The sequence below is a fragment of the Citrobacter sp. Cpa228 genome, from assembly GCF_030333085.1.
Lineage (GTDB): Bacteria > Pseudomonadota > Gammaproteobacteria > Enterobacterales > Enterobacteriaceae > Citrobacter > Citrobacter pasteurii.
Genome location: NZ_JAOWGQ010000042.1, coordinates 216,051 through 231,830, shown reverse-complemented (window position 1 = coordinate 231,830; position 15,780 = coordinate 216,051). Strand labels below are relative to the sequence as shown.

General features: G+C 52.7%; 13 protein-coding genes. 9 read left to right on the top strand and 4 right to left on the bottom strand.

The features are described 5' to 3' along the window. Positions 1-83 precede the first annotated feature (83 nt). Both yiaJ and OGX91_RS08695 read left to right on the top strand, forming a co-directional pair. Positions 84-899, top strand: coding sequence for an IclR family transcriptional regulator YiaJ (gene yiaJ / locus OGX91_RS08700; protein WP_040231776.1), 816 nt, complete (start codon positions 84-86; stop codon positions 897-899). A gap of 118 nt (positions 900-1,017) precedes the next feature. Further along, positions 1,018-1,491: a 4Fe-4S dicluster domain-containing protein gene (locus OGX91_RS08695; protein ID WP_040231611.1), complete on the top strand. Its 474-nt coding sequence runs from the start codon at positions 1,018-1,020 to the stop codon at positions 1,489-1,491. A 35-nt stretch (positions 1,492-1,526) separates the two neighbouring features. Here OGX91_RS08695 and avtA read toward each other — a convergent pair whose 3' ends face one another. Then, complete coding sequence (gene avtA / locus OGX91_RS08690) at positions 1,527-2,777, bottom strand: valine--pyruvate transaminase (protein ID WP_005120517.1); 1,251 nt, start codon at positions 2,775-2,777, stop codon at positions 1,527-1,529. Between the two features lie 176 nt (positions 2,778-2,953). After that, complete coding sequence (gene malS / locus OGX91_RS08685; protein ID WP_286625981.1) at positions 2,954-4,984, bottom strand: alpha-amylase; 2,031 nt, start codon at positions 4,982-4,984, stop codon at positions 2,954-2,956. Between the two features lie 316 nt (positions 4,985-5,300). Between malS and OGX91_RS08680 the strand changes: the two genes are divergently transcribed. Beyond that, on the top strand, positions 5,301-6,125 hold the full coding sequence (locus OGX91_RS08680) for a protein bax (protein WP_040231614.1): 825 nt from the start codon (positions 5,301-5,303) through the stop codon (positions 6,123-6,125). Positions 6,126-6,214: 89 nt separating this feature from the next. Here the strand turns inward: OGX91_RS08680 and xylR are convergent, their stop codons facing one another. Further along, positions 6,215-7,393 (bottom strand): D-xylose utilization transcriptional activator XylR, encoded by a 1,179-nt coding sequence (gene xylR / locus OGX91_RS08675; protein ID WP_048213671.1) that lies wholly within the window; start codon positions 7,391-7,393, stop codon positions 6,215-6,217. A gap of 359 nt (positions 7,394-7,752) precedes the next feature. On the opposite strand from xylR, the gene xylA reads away from it, so the two are divergent. From xylA to yiaB, 3 genes are all read left to right on the top strand, one after another. Continuing rightward, positions 7,753-9,075 (top strand): xylose isomerase, encoded by a 1,323-nt coding sequence (gene xylA, locus OGX91_RS08670; protein WP_005120526.1) that lies wholly within the window; start codon positions 7,753-7,755, stop codon positions 9,073-9,075. Positions 9,076-9,147: 72 nt separating this feature from the next. Further along, on the top strand, positions 9,148-10,602 hold the full coding sequence (gene xylB / locus OGX91_RS08665) for a xylulokinase (protein ID WP_005120527.1): 1,455 nt from the start codon (positions 9,148-9,150) through the stop codon (positions 10,600-10,602). A 167-nt stretch (positions 10,603-10,769) separates the two neighbouring features. Next, the gene (yiaB, locus tag OGX91_RS08660) at positions 10,770-11,123 is read left to right on the top strand and encodes an inner membrane protein YiaB (protein ID WP_137378631.1); all 354 of its coding nucleotides are present in this window, start codon (positions 10,770-10,772) and stop codon (positions 11,121-11,123) included. On the opposite strand, the gene OGX91_RS08655 is transcribed toward yiaB, so the two are convergent. Further along, on the bottom strand, positions 11,120-12,115 hold the full coding sequence (locus OGX91_RS08655; RefSeq protein WP_040231778.1) for an acyltransferase: 996 nt from the start codon (positions 12,113-12,115) through the stop codon (positions 11,120-11,122). The genes yiaB and OGX91_RS08655 overlap by 4 nt on opposite strands. A gap of 171 nt (positions 12,116-12,286) precedes the next feature. On the opposite strand from OGX91_RS08655, the gene OGX91_RS08650 reads away from it, so the two are divergent. From OGX91_RS08650 to glyS, 3 genes are all read left to right on the top strand, one after another. Next, positions 12,287-12,595 (top strand): YsaB family lipoprotein, encoded by a 309-nt coding sequence (locus OGX91_RS08650; protein WP_005133815.1) that lies wholly within the window; start codon positions 12,287-12,289, stop codon positions 12,593-12,595. 95 nt (positions 12,596-12,690) lie between these two features. Continuing rightward, complete coding sequence (glyQ, locus tag OGX91_RS08645; RefSeq protein WP_001168551.1) at positions 12,691-13,602, top strand: glycine--tRNA ligase subunit alpha; 912 nt, start codon at positions 12,691-12,693, stop codon at positions 13,600-13,602. 9 nt (positions 13,603-13,611) lie between these two features. Beyond that, on the top strand, positions 13,612-15,681 hold the full coding sequence (gene glyS, locus OGX91_RS08640; RefSeq protein WP_149691858.1) for a glycine--tRNA ligase subunit beta: 2,070 nt from the start codon (positions 13,612-13,614) through the stop codon (positions 15,679-15,681). Positions 15,682-15,780: the final 99 nt, after the last annotated feature.

Sequence of the window (15,780 nt, the reverse complement as noted above, 5' to 3'; positions counted from 1 at the left end):
GGTTGTATTTTTTCGGTTCAGATCGTGAACTGAAACACACTTTGCGCTACCATCAGAGCGCGACGAAAAGGGGAGCGGAAATGATGGGCACAAAAGAGAGTGAGATGACGCAAGACAAAGAGAGGCCAGCCGGAAGTCAGAGCCTGTTCCGTGGTTTGATGTTGATTGAGATTTTGAGCAACTATCCGAATGGTTGCCCGTTGGCGCATTTGTCTGAACTGGCAGGGCTGAACAAAAGTACCGTGCATCGACTGCTGCAAGGGCTGCAATCCTGTGGGTATGTCACCCCCGCGCCAGCGGCAGGGAGTTATCGCCTGACCACCAAATTTATTGCCGTGGGTCAGAAGGCGTTGTCGTCACTGAACATCATCCATGTTGCTGCGCCGCACCTTGAAGCGCTGAATATCGCCACCGGTGAAACTATCAACTTCTCCAGTCGTGAAGACGACCATGCGATTTTGATTTATAAGCTGGAGCCGACGACGGGCATGCTGCGTACCCGCGCTTATATCGGTCAGCATATGCCGCTGTATTGCTCGGCGATGGGCAAAATTTATATGGCATTTGGTCATCCGGACTATGTGGAATCTTACTGGCAGAGCCATCAGGATCTGATTCAGCCGCTGACCCGCAATACGATTACTGGTTTACCGGCCATGTACGATGAGCTGGCGCAGATCCGCGAAAGCAGCATGGCAATGGATCGGGAAGAGAACGAGCTGGGCGTTTCCTGCATTGCCGTGCCGGTGTTTGATATTCATGGGCGGGTGCCGTACTCGGTATCGATTTCACTCTCTACCTCGCGCCTGAAGCAGGTCGGAGAAAAGAATTTACTCAAGCCGCTGCGGGAAACCGCGCAGGCCATTTCCAATGAGCTGGGTTTTAGCGTTCGCGATTAGGCGTATGCCTGGCGTCGTTCAGTCACCTGACAAAATTTAACCATTTCCCCTGTCCGATCAAAGCGACAGGGGCAACCTCTCTGGCACTCTGTGGTTTTCACGCAGAGGGAGGGGGGCAATGAACGCGTTTATTATGGCGGATGCGGCAAAATGTATTGGGTGTCGCACCTGCGAGGTGGCCTGTGTCGTCGCGCATCAGCAAAACCAGGACTGCGCATCGGTCTCTTCCACTGCGTTTACTCCGCGGATCCGCGTGATCAAAGATGACGCTTTTACGACGGCGGTCGCTTGTCATCAATGCGAAGATGCTCCCTGCGCTAACGTGTGCCCAACGTATGCTATTCGTCGTGAACATGGGCATATCTTCGTTGAACAGGCGCGTTGTATTGGCTGTAAAAGCTGTATGCTGGCTTGCCCGTTTGGGGCAATGAATGTCGTCGCCCGCTCGTCGCGGGTGCAGGCGATAAAATGCGATTTGTGCTGGCACCGTGAGGCGGGACCCGCGTGTGTCGAAGCCTGCCCGACCAGCGCGTTGCAGTGTATAGATGCGGTCAGCGTCCAGAAACAGCGTCTACGTTCCCAGCCGCTGTGAAATGAGCCCGACCCGTGGTAGGGTCGGGTTTATCATCAGCCTTCCAGCCAGGCGCGTTCGATCTCTTCAGCCAGAATTTTCACTCCCGCTTCGATTTTCTCCGGCTCTGGCACGTAGTTCATGCGCATGCACTGATGCGTATGCGGCCAGGGTTTATCCAGCCCTGGGAAGAAGTAATCTCCGGGAACCATCAGTACGCCGCGCGCTTTCAGGCGCTGATACAGTAGTTCAGTCGTGATGGGCAAATCTTTGAACCACAGCCACAGGAAAATCGCGCCCTCTGGTTTATGGATCAGGCAGCGATCTTCAGATAAATAGCGGCGAATGATCGCAATTGTCTCCTGAACGCGCTGGTAATAAAACGGTTTGATCACCGTCTCGGACAGACGTAGCAGGTCGTTACGCTTAATCATTTCACACATGATTGCCGGGCCCATTCCGCCAGGTGCAAGGCTGATGATGCCGTTCATATTGGTAATGGCGGTGATGATTTTTTCATTGGCGATAATGATGCCGCAGCGTGAACCGGGCAGACCCAGCTTCGAAAGGCTCATGCACAGCACAATGTTAGGGTTCCACAACGGGCGTGCTTCGCTAAAGATGATGCCGGGGAACGGTACGCCATAGGCATTATCAATCACCAACGGGATCCCATGCTGGTTGGCCAGCCGGTCCAGCTTCATCAGCTCTTCATCGGTGATCACGTTGCCTGTCGGGTTGGTCGGACGTGACACGCAGATCATGCCCGTCTCTTCACCGATGTGCAGGTGTTCAAAATCAACGTGATACTTAAACTGACCTTCCGGTAACAGTTCGATGTTCGGACGTGCGGAGACGAAAAGATCTTCTTCCAGCCCGGAATCGGCATAGCCAATGTATTCCGGGGCTAATGGGAATAACACTTTTTGTGTTGTTCCGTCAGCGCGGCGTCCGGCGAACAGATTGAATAAGTAGAAAAACGCGCTTTGACTACCATTTGTCAGTGCAATATTTTGTGGCTCTATATCCCAACCCAACTTCTCACGTAGTAGTTTCGCCAACTCAGACAGTAGCTCGGTTTTACCTTGTGGACCGTCATAATTACAAAGCGCATCAGTGGCTTTGCCGTTTTCCAGCATATCTGCCAGCAGAGATTGAAAGTAATTTTGCATCTCTGGAATTTGTGCCGGATTACCGCCGCCGAGCATGATGGCGCCTGGGGTGCGTAAACCGTCGTTGAGGTCCTCCATCAGGCGTGTGATGCCTGAATGGCGGGTAAATTTGTCGCCAAAAAGTGAGAATGTCATAGCAGGTGGTCTGTCGAACTCAGTATTAAAGTGGCTAACCATAGCGCTACCTATGGCGGGGTGCAAATCAGGCCTACAGAGCTGAATTGATGTTTTGTGCTGCAGATTTTTTTCTGGATAGTTTTTTATATTGAATCTGGCTTCCCGCGCCGTTGGGCATGAGAAGCCTGTTGGGTTCAGGGTTGACCGGCCCACACGACCATGACTTTATCGTCGCCGTGTTCGCGGATAAATCCGTATCCCTGTTTTAATGACAGCGTGGTTTGTTTACCCGCTCCGATTGCGGGATGACGAGCCCTGAACTGGCTAATACGCTGCCAGTGCGTGACACTGGTGGCAGATTTCCCGGTCACATCCTGCCAGTTCATCTGCGAGCGTGTACCCTGTAACGGGTCTGAACCGGTTGGGCCGAAAGGTCGTGCCGACTCGTCACCGTAAAAAAGTTGTACCGCACCAGGTGCCAGCAACAACAACTCGGCGGCTTTGTCTCCACCTTCGCGGAACAAACGCGTATCGTGCGAGGAGAGATAGCTCAGGACGTTGAAGTCCTGCAGTTTCTCCGCCATTTGTTGCCAGGTGAGATCCATATTTGCCAGACAATCGACGACCCTTGCCGCCTGCTCCTGATAGTCGAAATTGATCATCGCGTCGAAGCCGTGACGGTAATAATCGCTTTGCATTACGCCGTGACCCCAGGCTTCGCCGGTCATCCAGAAGGGTTTATCATCCAGCGCTTTGTCCGGGTTGGCTTTCTTCCATTCGACTAACGCCGCGCTGGCCTGTGTTTTTAGCTGCTGCCAGGCAGCAAGTTCGACGTGTTTGGCGGTATCGACCCGAAAACCGTCAATCCCGTAATCACGGACCCACTGACTGAGCCAGTGCGTCAGATAATCCCGGGGCGTGTAACCGGCAATGGCTTTGGCGTGCGTATCCGGCTTGTGCTGATAAAAGTTTGGCAGCCCGGAAGGTGTGGTGGATTCGGTTTTCAGATCGGGCAGGAACGCCAGCGACATGGTCAGGTCATCAAAGCCAGGATTATCGTAGTCGCCAATATCGGTACGGATCCACTTTTTCCCCCACCATTTTTCCCAGCCGGCTTTATCGCTGAAGTTGATGTAATCATTAAAACTGTGCCAGCTCTGCCCGGACACGGGTTTCCAGTTCGTCCAGTGTTCACCGAGCGTTTTTTTTAGTTCCTCACCTGACAAGTACAACGCCCCAAACTGATACTCCTGCATATCCGCCAACGTGGCGTAGCCGGTATGATTCATCACCACATCAAACAGAATGCGGATGCCGCGTTGATGCGCGCCATCAACCAGCGCGCGCAGGTCGGCCTCGTTACCCATATTGGCGTCGAGCGTGGTCCAGTCCTGGGTGTAGTAACCGTGATAGGCGTAGTGGGGAAAATCGCCTTTAGTACCACCGCCAACCCAGCCGTGGATTTGTTCAAACGGCGCGCTGATCCACAAGGCGTTGACGCCCAATTGTTGCAGGTAGTCGAGTTTGTTGGTCAGCCCGCGTAAATCTCCTCCGTGAAAGGTACCAATTTCCTGCATACCGTCATTGCGACGTCCATAGCTGTGATCATTAGTCGGATCGCCGTTTTCAAAGCGGTCCGTCAGGACGAAATATACCGTGGCGTTATGCCAGTCGAAGGCGGCAGGGGCATCGGTTTCTGCCCGTTCCAGCAGCAACAGCCCGTTACTGGTTGCGGCGGGCTGTAAGGTAATCGACCCGTTTTTCACCGTTGCCGTTTGCTGGCTATAGTAATCGCGTACCACGGCGCCTTCCGGGAATGTCTGGCTCACATCCAGCGTCAGCGGCGAGCCATCCCATTTTGGGCACTGGCGGATTTGGGCGGTGACGGGATCAGCCTCGTTTTTTACTGACAGCATTAGCGTCGGTGTACCGGAGCGGGTATCGACTTCCAATGTGTAATCGCCGTCTTTAAATAAACGCCACTGTGGCGGTGTGCCTTCACAGGGTTTTAGCGACAGCATCTGATTGAGTTTAATGGCATTTGTAGGCTGCCAGCACTGTTGGTCAAAATTCAGGGTCAAAGGGCGAGTACCCTTCGTCAACGCTGCATGGCTGACGAATTTACCCGTACCTTCCGCTTCGAAGGTAGGAAATTCCTGAGAAGTCCATGATGAGGCGATGGCAATGCCGGGCAGTAATACCAGCGCAACGGCGACAAGTTTCATAATGCTGTCCTTGATGCTGCGATTTACGCCAGTTTGCCAGTGAAATCAGAGCGGAAACTCATCCTTAGCGTCGATTCTGCCCGGATGAGAGATGAGGGTGAGCGATCGCGCGCAAAAAACGACCTGGTTTTGCGATAACCTCCACATTTTCTTCGAATTAACCGCACCCGGAACGGTTTGTACGTGACATAGTTTCAGAATTGGACTATTCCTTTGGGTGCTCTTGACGGCTATTTTTGATATGATTTGAGATTCATCTCTCATTTTTGTGAAAAATATAAGGTGTTGGAATGTTTAAATCCGACCAGGAGACCTAATGATATTGACTCCCATTCGACGATATGGGGCAATGATTCTTATGTTACTCACCGTTGCATTTTCGGGTGAGGTGCTGGCAAAGACACACACGGCGACAACGAATCATAAGCCCCAGGTAATCAAGGCAAGTAATACACAGGTAAGCAGTAAACAAGAGTATTCTCGCAATAGTGCAAAGAGTAGTTCACTTCCTGATTTGCGAAAATACCCTTCCGGAACACCAAGGAAAAAAGCGTTTCTCCGGACGGTTATGCCTTATATTACCAGTCAAAATGCTGCCATTACGGCGGACCGTAACTGGCTGATCTCAAAGCAGTACCAGAATCGCTGGTCACCAACTGAGCGTACGCGTATGAAAGATATCGCGAAACGCTACAAGGTGAGCTGGTCTGGTAACACGCGTAAAATTCCATGGAATACGCTGCTTGAGCGCGTAGACATCATTCCTACCAGTATGGTGGCGACTATGGCTGCGGCTGAAAGCGGTTGGGGCACATCGAAACTGGCGCGTAGCAATAACAACCTGTTTGGCATGAAATGTGTCAAAGGCCGCTGCAACAATGCACCCGGTAAGGTGAAAGGCTACTCACAGTTTGAATCGGTAAAAGAGTCGGTGAATGCCTATGTCATTAACCTGAACACGCATCCGGCTTACTCTTCTTTCCGTAAGTCACGCGTGCAGCTGCGAAAGGCCGATCAGGAAGTCACCGCCACCGCGATGATCCATAAGTTGAAGGGTTATTCCACGAAAGGACAGAGCTACAACAACTATCTGTTCGCCATGTATCAGGATAACCAGCGTTTAATTGCCGCGCATATGTAATTCCACAGGCCTGATGGCGCGACGCTTATCAGGCCTGTGAGCCGCTCTGTAGGCCGGATTAGGCGAAACCGCCATCCGGCCAATTCCCCCTACAGCAATACCTCACTGTTCATGTCACGGTACTCTTTTGGCGTCGTGTCGTATTCTTTTTTGAAAACGGAATAGAAATACTGCAACGACGGGTAGCCGCACATTTGTGATATTTCGTTTATCGCGAGCGTCGTGGAGATCAACAGGCTACGCGCTTTTTCCAGTTTTTCGGCATGAATCACGGCGTGGATGGTCTCCCCGACCTCGTCTTTAAAGCGCTTCTCGAGATTCGAACGTGAAATCCCGACAGCATCCAGCACTTGCTCGACTTTGATGCCTTTACAGGCATGGTTGCGGATAAAGTGCATTGCCTGAATGACAGCGGGATCGGTCAGTGAGCGATAGTCGGTTGAACGACGATTAACGACGCGTACCGGAGGCACCAGAATGCGTTGCAGCGGCAGTTCTTCATTCGCCAGTAAGCGGTGCAGAAGTTTTGCTGCCTGATAGCCCATCTGTCGTGCGCCCTGAGCAACGGATGACAGCGCGACGCGGGACAGGTAGCGGGTGAGTTCTTCGTTATCTATCCCAATAACACACAGTTTTTCCGGCACCGGGATATGCAAATGCTCGCAGGCCTGCAGAACATGCCGCGCACGCGCATCAGTCACGGCGATAATACCGGTTTGCGGGGGTAAAGTTTGCAGCCAGTCTGCCAGTCGATTTTGCGCGTGTTGCCAGTTTTCTGGTGCGGTTTCCAGCCCCTGATAGACAACGCCACGGTACTTCTCTTTGGCGACCAACTGGCAAAAGGCATATTCACGCTCGGCAGCCCAGCGCTTGCCGCTGGAAGAGGGCAGACCATAAAATGCGAATCGGTTGACCCCTTTTTCTTTCAGATGCAGAAAAGCGCTTTCCACCAGCGCATGGTTATCGGTCGCAATGTAATGGACGGGTGGATAATCGCTTTCAAGATGGTAGGAACCCCCAACGCCGATGATGGGAACATCGACATCGGCAAGTAATTGCGCAATGTCATCATCGTCATAATCAGCAATAACACCGTCGCCTAACCAGTCTTTGATATTATCAATACGGGCACGGAAATCTTCCTCAATGAATATATCCCACTCGGATTGTGATGCCTGTAAATATTCACCTACGCCCTCTACCACCTGGCGGTCATAGGCTTTATTAGCATTAAATAATAGAGTGATGCGGTGTCGTTTATCAAACATAAGAGCCTATCCTGAAAGGTTAACGTGGCCTGTCGATACTACCAAAACCGCAGGTGCGACTACTTGATGAAGCGTGACAAATTTCTTATTTGCGTAACGCTACGCAAAATTCACACACCACGACCAGGAAGACAATTGTCATTTCTTATCTGTGTATTACGGTTTTTTGTTTATTGATGAAGAGCCGAGCGAGATCGCTTTTTTAATTGCTTATTCAGTGTGCATTTTTGGGAGCCAGCGCACATTTGGGTATTCTCTTAATGGCGGTGTGAAATAACGTAATTGAGCAATAAATCAGGAAATTCCAGTATGACTGTATCGCAGTTTACTTGCCGTATTACCTGATTATGGAGCTTATTATGCAGGCTTATTTTGACCAACTCGATCGCGTTCGTTTTGAAGGTACAAAATCCACTAACCCACTCGCATTTCGCCATTACAACCCTGATGAAATTGTGCTGGGTAAGCGCATGGAAGAACATCTGCGCTTTGCCGCCTGCTACTGGCACACTTTCTGCTGGAACGGCGCGGATATGTTCGGTATGGGCGCTTTCGATCGTCCGTGGCAGCAGCCGGGTGAAGCACTGGCGCTGGCGAAACGCAAAGCGGATGTGGCATTTGAGTTCTTCCACAAGCTGAACGTGCCTTACTACTGCTTCCATGATGTTGACGTCTCGCCTGAAGGCGCGTCACTGAAAGAGTACAAAAACAACTTTGCGCAGATGGTTGATGTGCTGGCGGCAAAACAGGAACAGAGCGGCGTGAAGCTGCTGTGGGGAACGGCAAACTGCTTTACCAACCCACGCTACGGCGCGGGTGCGGCAACAAACCCGGATCCGGAAGTCTTCAGCTGGGCGGCCACGCAGGTGGTTACGGCTATGGATGCCACGCATAAGTTAGGTGGCGAAAACTACGTTCTGTGGGGCGGTCGTGAAGGTTATGAAACACTGCTGAATACCGATCTGCGTCAGGAACGTGAGCAGATTGGCCGCTTTATGCAACTGGTGGTCGAGCATAAACACAAAACAGGTTTTCAGGGCACCTTACTGATCGAACCGAAGCCGCAGGAACCGACCAAGCACCAGTACGATTACGATGCCGCGACCGTTTACGGATTCCTGAAGCAGTTCGGTCTGGAAAAAGAGATCAAACTGAATATTGAAGCCAACCATGCCACGCTGGCAGGCCATTCGTTCCACCACGAAATCGCTACGGCGATTGCTCTGGGGCTATTTGGTTCCGTCGACGCGAACCGTGGCGACGCACAACTGGGCTGGGATACCGATCAATTCCCGAACAGCGTAGAAGAGAATGCGCTGGTGATGTACGAAATCCTGAAAGCGGGCGGTTTTACCACTGGTGGCCTGAACTTTGATGCCAAAGTCCGTCGTCAGAGTACTGATAAATACGATCTGTTCTATGGTCATATTGGTGCGATGGATACCATGGCGCTGTCGCTGAAAATTGCGGCCCGTATGATTGAAGACGGTGGCCTGGATCAGCGCGTGGCAAAACGTTATGCCGGTTGGAATGGTGAGCTGGGTCAGCAAATTCTGAAAGGTCAGATGACGCTGACGGAAATTGCGCAGTACGCTGAACAACATAACCTGGCACCGGTGCATCAGAGCGGCCATCAGGAACAGTTGGAAAATCTGGTAAACCATTATTTGTTTGACAAATAATGGACTGCTGAGTACGTCCGTAAGCCCGGATAGCGATTCGCTACCGGGCCTTTCTTTAAGGAACGATACCCTATGTATATCGGGATAGATCTTGGTACATCAGGCGTAAAGGCCATCCTGCTCAACGAGCAGGGCGATGTGGTCGCTTCGCACACGGAGAAACTCACCGTCTCTCGGCCTCATCCATTATGGTCGGAGCAGGATCCTGAACAGTGGTGGCTGGCGACGGATCGTGCTGTAAAAACGTTGGGTCAGCAGCATTCACTCTGCGAGGTAAAGGCGTTAGGTCTTGCCGGGCAGATGCACGGCGCGACGCTGCTTGATAAGCAGCAGAAGGTTCTGCGTCCGGCAATCCTGTGGAATGACGGTCGCTGCGCCGAAGAATGCGTGATGCTGGAAAATCAGGTGCCGCAATCTCGTATGATTACCGGCAATCTGATGATGCCTGGCTTTACCGCCCCTAAATTGCTGTGGGTTCAGCGCCATGAACCGGACATTTTCGGCCAGGTTGATAAAGTCCTGCTGCCGAAGGATTACCTGCGTCTGCGTATGACCGGAGAGTTTGCCAGCGATATGTCGGATGCCGCAGGTACGATGTGGCTGGATGTCGCGAAACGTGACTGGAGTGACGTCATGTTGTCTGCGTGTCAACTGACTCGCGCACATATGCCGACCTTGTACGAGGGCAGTGCGATTACCGGAACGCTGTTGCCTGGTGTCGCGCAATCCTGGGGCATGTCAGAGGTTGCGGTTGTGGCGGGTGGTGGCGATAACGCGGCGGGTGCGGTTGGCGTAGGGATGATGAATGCAGGCCAGGCAATGCTGTCATTGGGCACGTCCGGTGTCTACTTTGCTGTAAGCGACGGTTTTCTCAGTAAACCAGAAAGTGCGGTACACAGCTTCTGCCACGCACTGCCTGAACGGTGGCATCTGATGTCAGTGATGCTGAGCGCCGCATCCTGTCTCGACTGGGCGGCAAAATTAACCGGGATGGCAAGCGTACCTGCGCTGATTGATGCCGCACAGCAGGCAAATGAGCAGGCTGAACCGGTCTGGTTCTTGCCCTATCTCTCAGGTGAACGTACGCCGCACAATAACCCGCAGGCGAAGGGCGTCCTTTTTGGCCTGACGCATCAGCATGGCCCGGCAGAACTGGCGCGAGCGGTACTGGAAGGTGTGGGATTTGCTTTAGCTGATGGGATGGATGTGGTACATGCCTGTGGCGTGCAGCCCGCCAGTATTACGCTGATTGGCGGCGGGGCGCGCAGTGAATACTGGCGTCAAATGCTGTCTGACATTAGCGGATTGCAGCTGGATTACCGTACCGGCGGTGACGTTGGCCCTGCACTCGGTGCGGCGCGCCTGGCGCAAATTGCCATCAATCCGCAACGACCATTATCTGACCTGTTGCCTCAGCTTACGCTGGAGCAGGCGCATTATCCTGACGCCGGGCGTCATGCTCTTTACCAACAGCGTCGAGAAACCTTCCGCCGAATCTATCAGCAATTACAACCGCTGATGTCCTGACCCTAAATCCCCTCTGGTAAACAGAGGGGATTTATCAAATATATATTTCAATCCAATAAATAATTAACGCGCATGAATTTATTCTGAAAGTCCTGCGCAGTGGCATTTTTCTGTGTTGTCTTTAGCGGGTTATTCATATTGTATCCATGATGGATAAGGAGATCCCAATGAAGACAACAAGGCTGTTGCTATGGATATTATTCCTTTCTGGCGCACTGATTTATGTTATTGGCTTATGGCGGGCATGCCCGTTGCTGAGTGGCAAAGGCTATTTTTTCGGCGTGCTGATGACGGGAATGTTTGTGACATATGTTTATCAGCGTGCTGAAAATCTCGATCAGGACGACGAACGCTTCGTCTCTGTATGTCAGATGGTGGCTCTTATCACGGTAGGATTGCTGCTGGTGGGGGTGTGGAACGCTCCATTAGCGCCCCTCGAAAAGGGGCTTTACCCGGCGGCGTTCTTTGTTTGTTTATGGGGGCAAATTTTATTGTTGCGCCTGCAAAATACGGGGGATTAACTTACCAGCCTGCGCGTATCGATGCGCTGCAACAATATGGACAACAGTAAACTTCCTGCCAGCGTGGCGCTAAAAATCCACAGTATATCCAGCGGTGGCCAGTTTTTGAGCTCAATGCCGTTGGTGCGCAGCGCGTGAATGATCAGCGCATGAAAGCCATAAATTCCTAATGAGTGGCGGGAAATAAGGCCCAGTACCGGCAGTGTGCGCGTGCTGAGCGTGTTTTTGATCAGCGTCAGAAGTGAGGCGGCACAAATAAACACCGCTGGTCCGCAGTAGAGATACCAGGTATCGGCAAAATTGCCTCGCCACTGGAGCTCATGTAGCGTCCCGCGGGAAATAACAAACACGGCGACGAGACACAACGCTGCGCAGAGCCAGGTGAGTGAGCGCTTTTGCGTGTCCATCATACCAATCGCCCGGCCCAGCATGCCGTACAGAATGTAGTAGAACGTATCGCCACTGATGTACAGGTTGATGGGAAGCCACTCAAAGCCGCCAATTTTTTGCGAGACGGTATTGGGATTGGCAATCACGCCTATCACCACCATCAATGCCAGCAGCATTTTTCCGCTGACATTTTTCACCTGAATAAGCGGGGATACCAGGTAGATAACGGCAATAGCGAAGAAAAACCACAGGTGGTAGAACACCGGCTTTTGCAGCAGGTTCTTCAGCGACAGCTCAGCGTTGATCGAGGTAAACAGCAGGATGTAGGCCAGCGCCACGCTACTGTAAAACAGAATGCAGAGCGCGATGCGCGTGAAATGGCGCGGTTTGGCGCTGCGTTCGCCGAAAAAGAGATAACCCGAGATCATAAAAAACAGCGGGACGCTGACGCGAGAGGCGGAATTGAGCACGTTGGCCAGATCCCAATTTACCGGGCTGACGCTTTGCGCATTGGTGATATACCAGGTCGTGGTGTGGATCATCACGACCATTAAACAGGCGATCCCGCGCAGATTATCAATCCAGTAAATTTTGGGCTGCATCAGTTCCTCTGTTTTCATTAAAAAAAGTCTGACCAGTATTTGCGGACATCGCTCACTGGATTAATCCGAGTTATTACGCTAAAGCTTGTGATGACCTGGGGAGATTCTCACAATAGGATCCGTTCCCAGACACTAATAATAAGACTGACCAGCAAACCAGGCGGTAATAAAATGATGATGAAGTATTTCTTTCCAGCAATCCTCACGCTGCTGCTGGTGGGGTGCGCCGATCCACAATCGTCAACACCCGTGCAGAAAGCGCAAAAGGGCAAAATTACTGCCACGCGTTCGCTGGATATGGAGTCATTGTGCAAAAGTGAAGCATCGGAGCTTTATAATACGGGCGTCCAGAAAATTGCTATCACCGGTCTTGAGCAATTTCAGGGTAGCTATGAGATGCGCGGTTCTACCTTCCGCAAAGAGAGTTTTGTCTGCTCATTTGACGCAGACGGGCAGTTTTTGCACCTTTCCATGCGCTAAGTTCCCCCTTTTTCCCGTTTCGTACTGTATATCTTGCAGCCAGCGGGTATACTGACCGCTTCCTTTAAATCCACACGTATCCAGCACGAAATAATATGCAAAAGTTTGATACCAGGACCTTCCAGGGCTTGATCCTGACCTTACAGGATTACTGGGCTCGCCAGGGCTGCACCATTGTTCAACCATTGGACATGGAAGTCGGCGCGGGGACATCTCACCCAATGACCTGCCTGCGTGCGCTGGGGCCGGAACCGATGGCGACTGCTTATGTGCAGCCTTCCCGTCGTCCGACCGATGGCCGCTATGGCGAAAACCCGAACCGCTTACAGCACTACTATCAGTTCCAGGTAGTGATTAAGCCGTCACCGGACAACATTCAGGAGCTGTACCTGGGTTCTCTGAAAGAGCTGGGTATGGACCCGACCATTCACGATATTCGTTTCGTGGAAGATAACTGGGAAAACCCGACGCTGGGTGCCTGGGGTCTGGGTTGGGAAGTGTGGCTGAACGGCATGGAAGTGACGCAGTTCACCTACTTCCAGCAGGTTGGTGGTCTGGAATGTAAACCAGTAACCGGGGAAATCACCTACGGTCTGGAACGTCTGGCCATGTACATTCAGGGCGTAGACAGCGTTTACGACCTGGTCTGGAGCGACGGCCCGCTGGGTAAAACCACATACGGCGACGTGTTCCATCAGAACGAAGTGGAGCAATCCACTTACAACTTCGAATACGCCGACGTGGACTTCCTGTTCACCTGCTTCGAGCAGTACGAAAAAGAGGCCCAGCAGCTGCTGGCGCTGGAAAACCCGCTGCCGCTGCCTGCGTATGAACGTATTCTGAAAGCCGCCCATAGCTTCAACCTGCTGGATGCGCGTAAAGCCATCTCCGTCACCGAGCGCCAGCGCTATATCCTGCGCATTCGCACCCTGACCAAAGCAGTGGCAGAAGCTTACTACGCTTCCCGTGAAGCCCTTGGCTTCCCGATGTGCAACAAAGACAAATAAGAGGCGGCCATGTCTGAGAAAACTTTTCTGGTGGAAATCGGCACTGAAGAGCTGCCACCAAAAGCACTGCGCAGCCTGGCTGAGTCCTTTGCTGCGAACGTTACCGCGGAGCTGGACAACGCTGGCCTCGCGCACGGCAATGTTGAGTGGTTTGCCGCTCCACGTCGTCTGGCGCTGAAAGTCGCTGCCCTGGCAGAATCTCAACCCGATCGTGAAGTTGAAAAACGCGGCCCGGCCATTGCCCAGGCGTTTGATGCTGAAGGTAAACCGAGTAAAGCGGCAGAAGGTTGGGCGCGCGGTTGCGGTATCACGGTTGATCAGGCTGAGCGTCTGACCACCGACAAAGGCGAGTGGCTGCTGTATCGCGCGCACGTGAAAGGCGAAAGCGCAGAAACGCTGCTGCCGAACATGATTACCACTTCGCTTGCGAAGCTGCCGATCCCGAAACTGATGCGCTGGGGCGCGTCTGACGTTCACTTCGTGCGTCCGGTTCACACCGTGACCCTGCTGCTGGGCGACAAAGTCATTCCGGCAACGATTCTGGGTATCCAGTCCGATCGCGTGATCCGCGGCCATCGCTTTATGGGCGAACCGGAATTCACCATCGATTCTGCCGATCAGTATCCGGAAATTCTGCGTGAGCGCGGCAAAGTGATTGCCGATTACGCTGAGCGTAAAGCGAAAATCAAAGCCGATGCTGAAGAGGCGGCACGCAAAATTGGCGGCAACGCCGATCTGAGCGAAAGCCTGCTGGAAGAGGTCACCTCGCTGGTTGAATGGCCGGTCGTGCTGACCGCGAAGTTCGAAGAGAAATTCCTTGCGGTTCCGTCTGAAGCGCTGGTACACACCATGAAAGGTGACCAGAAGTACTTCCCGGTTTACGCAAACGACGGCAAACTGCTGCCTAACTTTATCTTCGTTGCCAACATCGAATCGAAAGATCCGACCCAGATTATCTCCGGTAACGAGAAGGTGGTTCGTCCGCGTCTGGCGGATGCCGAATTCTTCTTCAATACCGACCGTAAAAAACGTCTGGAAGACAATCTGCCGCGTCTGCAAACCGTGCTGTTCCAACAGCAACTAGGTACGCTGCGCGACAAGACTGACCGTATCCAGGCGCTGGCGGGCTGGATTGCTGGTCAAATTGGCGCTGACGTTAACCACGCAACGCGTGCTGGCCTGCTGTCCAAGTGTGACCTGATGACCAACATGGTCTTCGAGTTCACCGACACCCAGGGTGTGATGGGGATGCATTACGCGCGTCACGATGGTGAAGCGGAAGATGTTGCTGTGGCGCTGAACGAGCAGTATCAGCCGCGCTTTGCCGGTGATGACCTGCCGTCTAACCCGGTGGCTTGTGCCGTGGCGATTGCCGATAAGATGGACACCCTGGCGGGTATCTTCGGTATTGGTCAGCATCCGAAAGGCGACAAAGATCCGTTTGCGCTGCGTCGTGCCGCGCTGGGCGTGCTGCGTATCATCGTTGAGAAGAACCTGAATCTGGATCTGCAAACGCTGACGGAAGAGGCTGTTCGTCTGTATGGCGACAAGCTGACCAACGCGAAAGTGGTTGATGACGTTATCGACTTTATGCTCGGTCGCTTCCGCGCCTGGTATCAGGACGAAGGTTACACCGTCGATACCATTCAGGCTGTGCTGGCGCGTCGTCCAACTCGTCCGGCTGATTTCGACGCACGTATGAAGGCGGTTTCGCACTTCCGTACGCTGGAGGCCGCGTCCGCGCTGGCTGCAGCCAACAAGCGCGTATCAAATATTCTGGCGAAGTCTGAAGAAACGCTGAATGACCGTGTGAATGCGGCAACGCTGAAAGAGCCGGAAGAAATTGCGCTGGCGATGCAGGTTGTGGTGCTGCGCGATAAGCTGGAGCCTGTTTTCGCCGCTGGCCATTACCAGGAAGCGCTGGTTGAGTTAGCGGAACTGCGTGAGCCGGTTGATGCGTTCTTCGAGAAAGTGATGGTCAACGTAGAAGATAAAGATCTGCGTATCAACCGTCTCTCCATGCTCGAAAAACTGCGCGAACTGTTCCTGCGCGTGGCGGATATTTCGCTGCTGCAGTAACGGTCCTGAGCTGACTTAGAAAATGCCGGATGGCGGCTTCGCCTTATCCGGCCTACGAGATAAACACCAGTAGGCCGGATAAGCATTGCGCCATCCGGC

Coding starts and splice junctions, on each gene's coding strand:
- yiaJ (WP_040231776.1), top strand. CDS start 84: ATGGGCACAAAAGAGAGTGAGATGACGCAAGACAAAGAGAGGCCAGCC.
- OGX91_RS08695 (WP_040231611.1), top strand. CDS start 1,018: ATGAACGCGTTTATTATGGCGGATGCGGCAAAATGTATTGGGTGTCGC.
- avtA (WP_005120517.1), bottom strand. CDS start 2,777: ATGACATTCTCACTTTTTGGCGACAAATTTACCCGCCATTCAGGCATC.
- malS (WP_286625981.1), bottom strand. CDS start 4,984: ATGAAACTTGTCGCCGTTGCGCTGGTATTACTGCCCGGCATTGCCATC.
- OGX91_RS08680 (WP_040231614.1), top strand. CDS start 5,301: ATGATATTGACTCCCATTCGACGATATGGGGCAATGATTCTTATGTTA.
- xylR (WP_048213671.1), bottom strand. CDS start 7,393: ATGTTTGATAAACGACACCGCATCACTCTATTATTTAATGCTAATAAA.
- xylA (WP_005120526.1), top strand. CDS start 7,753: ATGCAGGCTTATTTTGACCAACTCGATCGCGTTCGTTTTGAAGGTACA.
- xylB (WP_005120527.1), top strand. CDS start 9,148: ATGTATATCGGGATAGATCTTGGTACATCAGGCGTAAAGGCCATCCTG.
- yiaB (WP_137378631.1), top strand. CDS start 10,770: ATGAAGACAACAAGGCTGTTGCTATGGATATTATTCCTTTCTGGCGCA.
- OGX91_RS08655 (WP_040231778.1), bottom strand. CDS start 12,115: ATGCAGCCCAAAATTTACTGGATTGATAATCTGCGCGGGATCGCCTGT.
- OGX91_RS08650 (WP_005133815.1), top strand. CDS start 12,287: ATGATGATGAAGTATTTCTTTCCAGCAATCCTCACGCTGCTGCTGGTG.
- glyQ (WP_001168551.1), top strand. CDS start 12,691: ATGCAAAAGTTTGATACCAGGACCTTCCAGGGCTTGATCCTGACCTTA.
- glyS (WP_149691858.1), top strand. CDS start 13,612: ATGTCTGAGAAAACTTTTCTGGTGGAAATCGGCACTGAAGAGCTGCCA.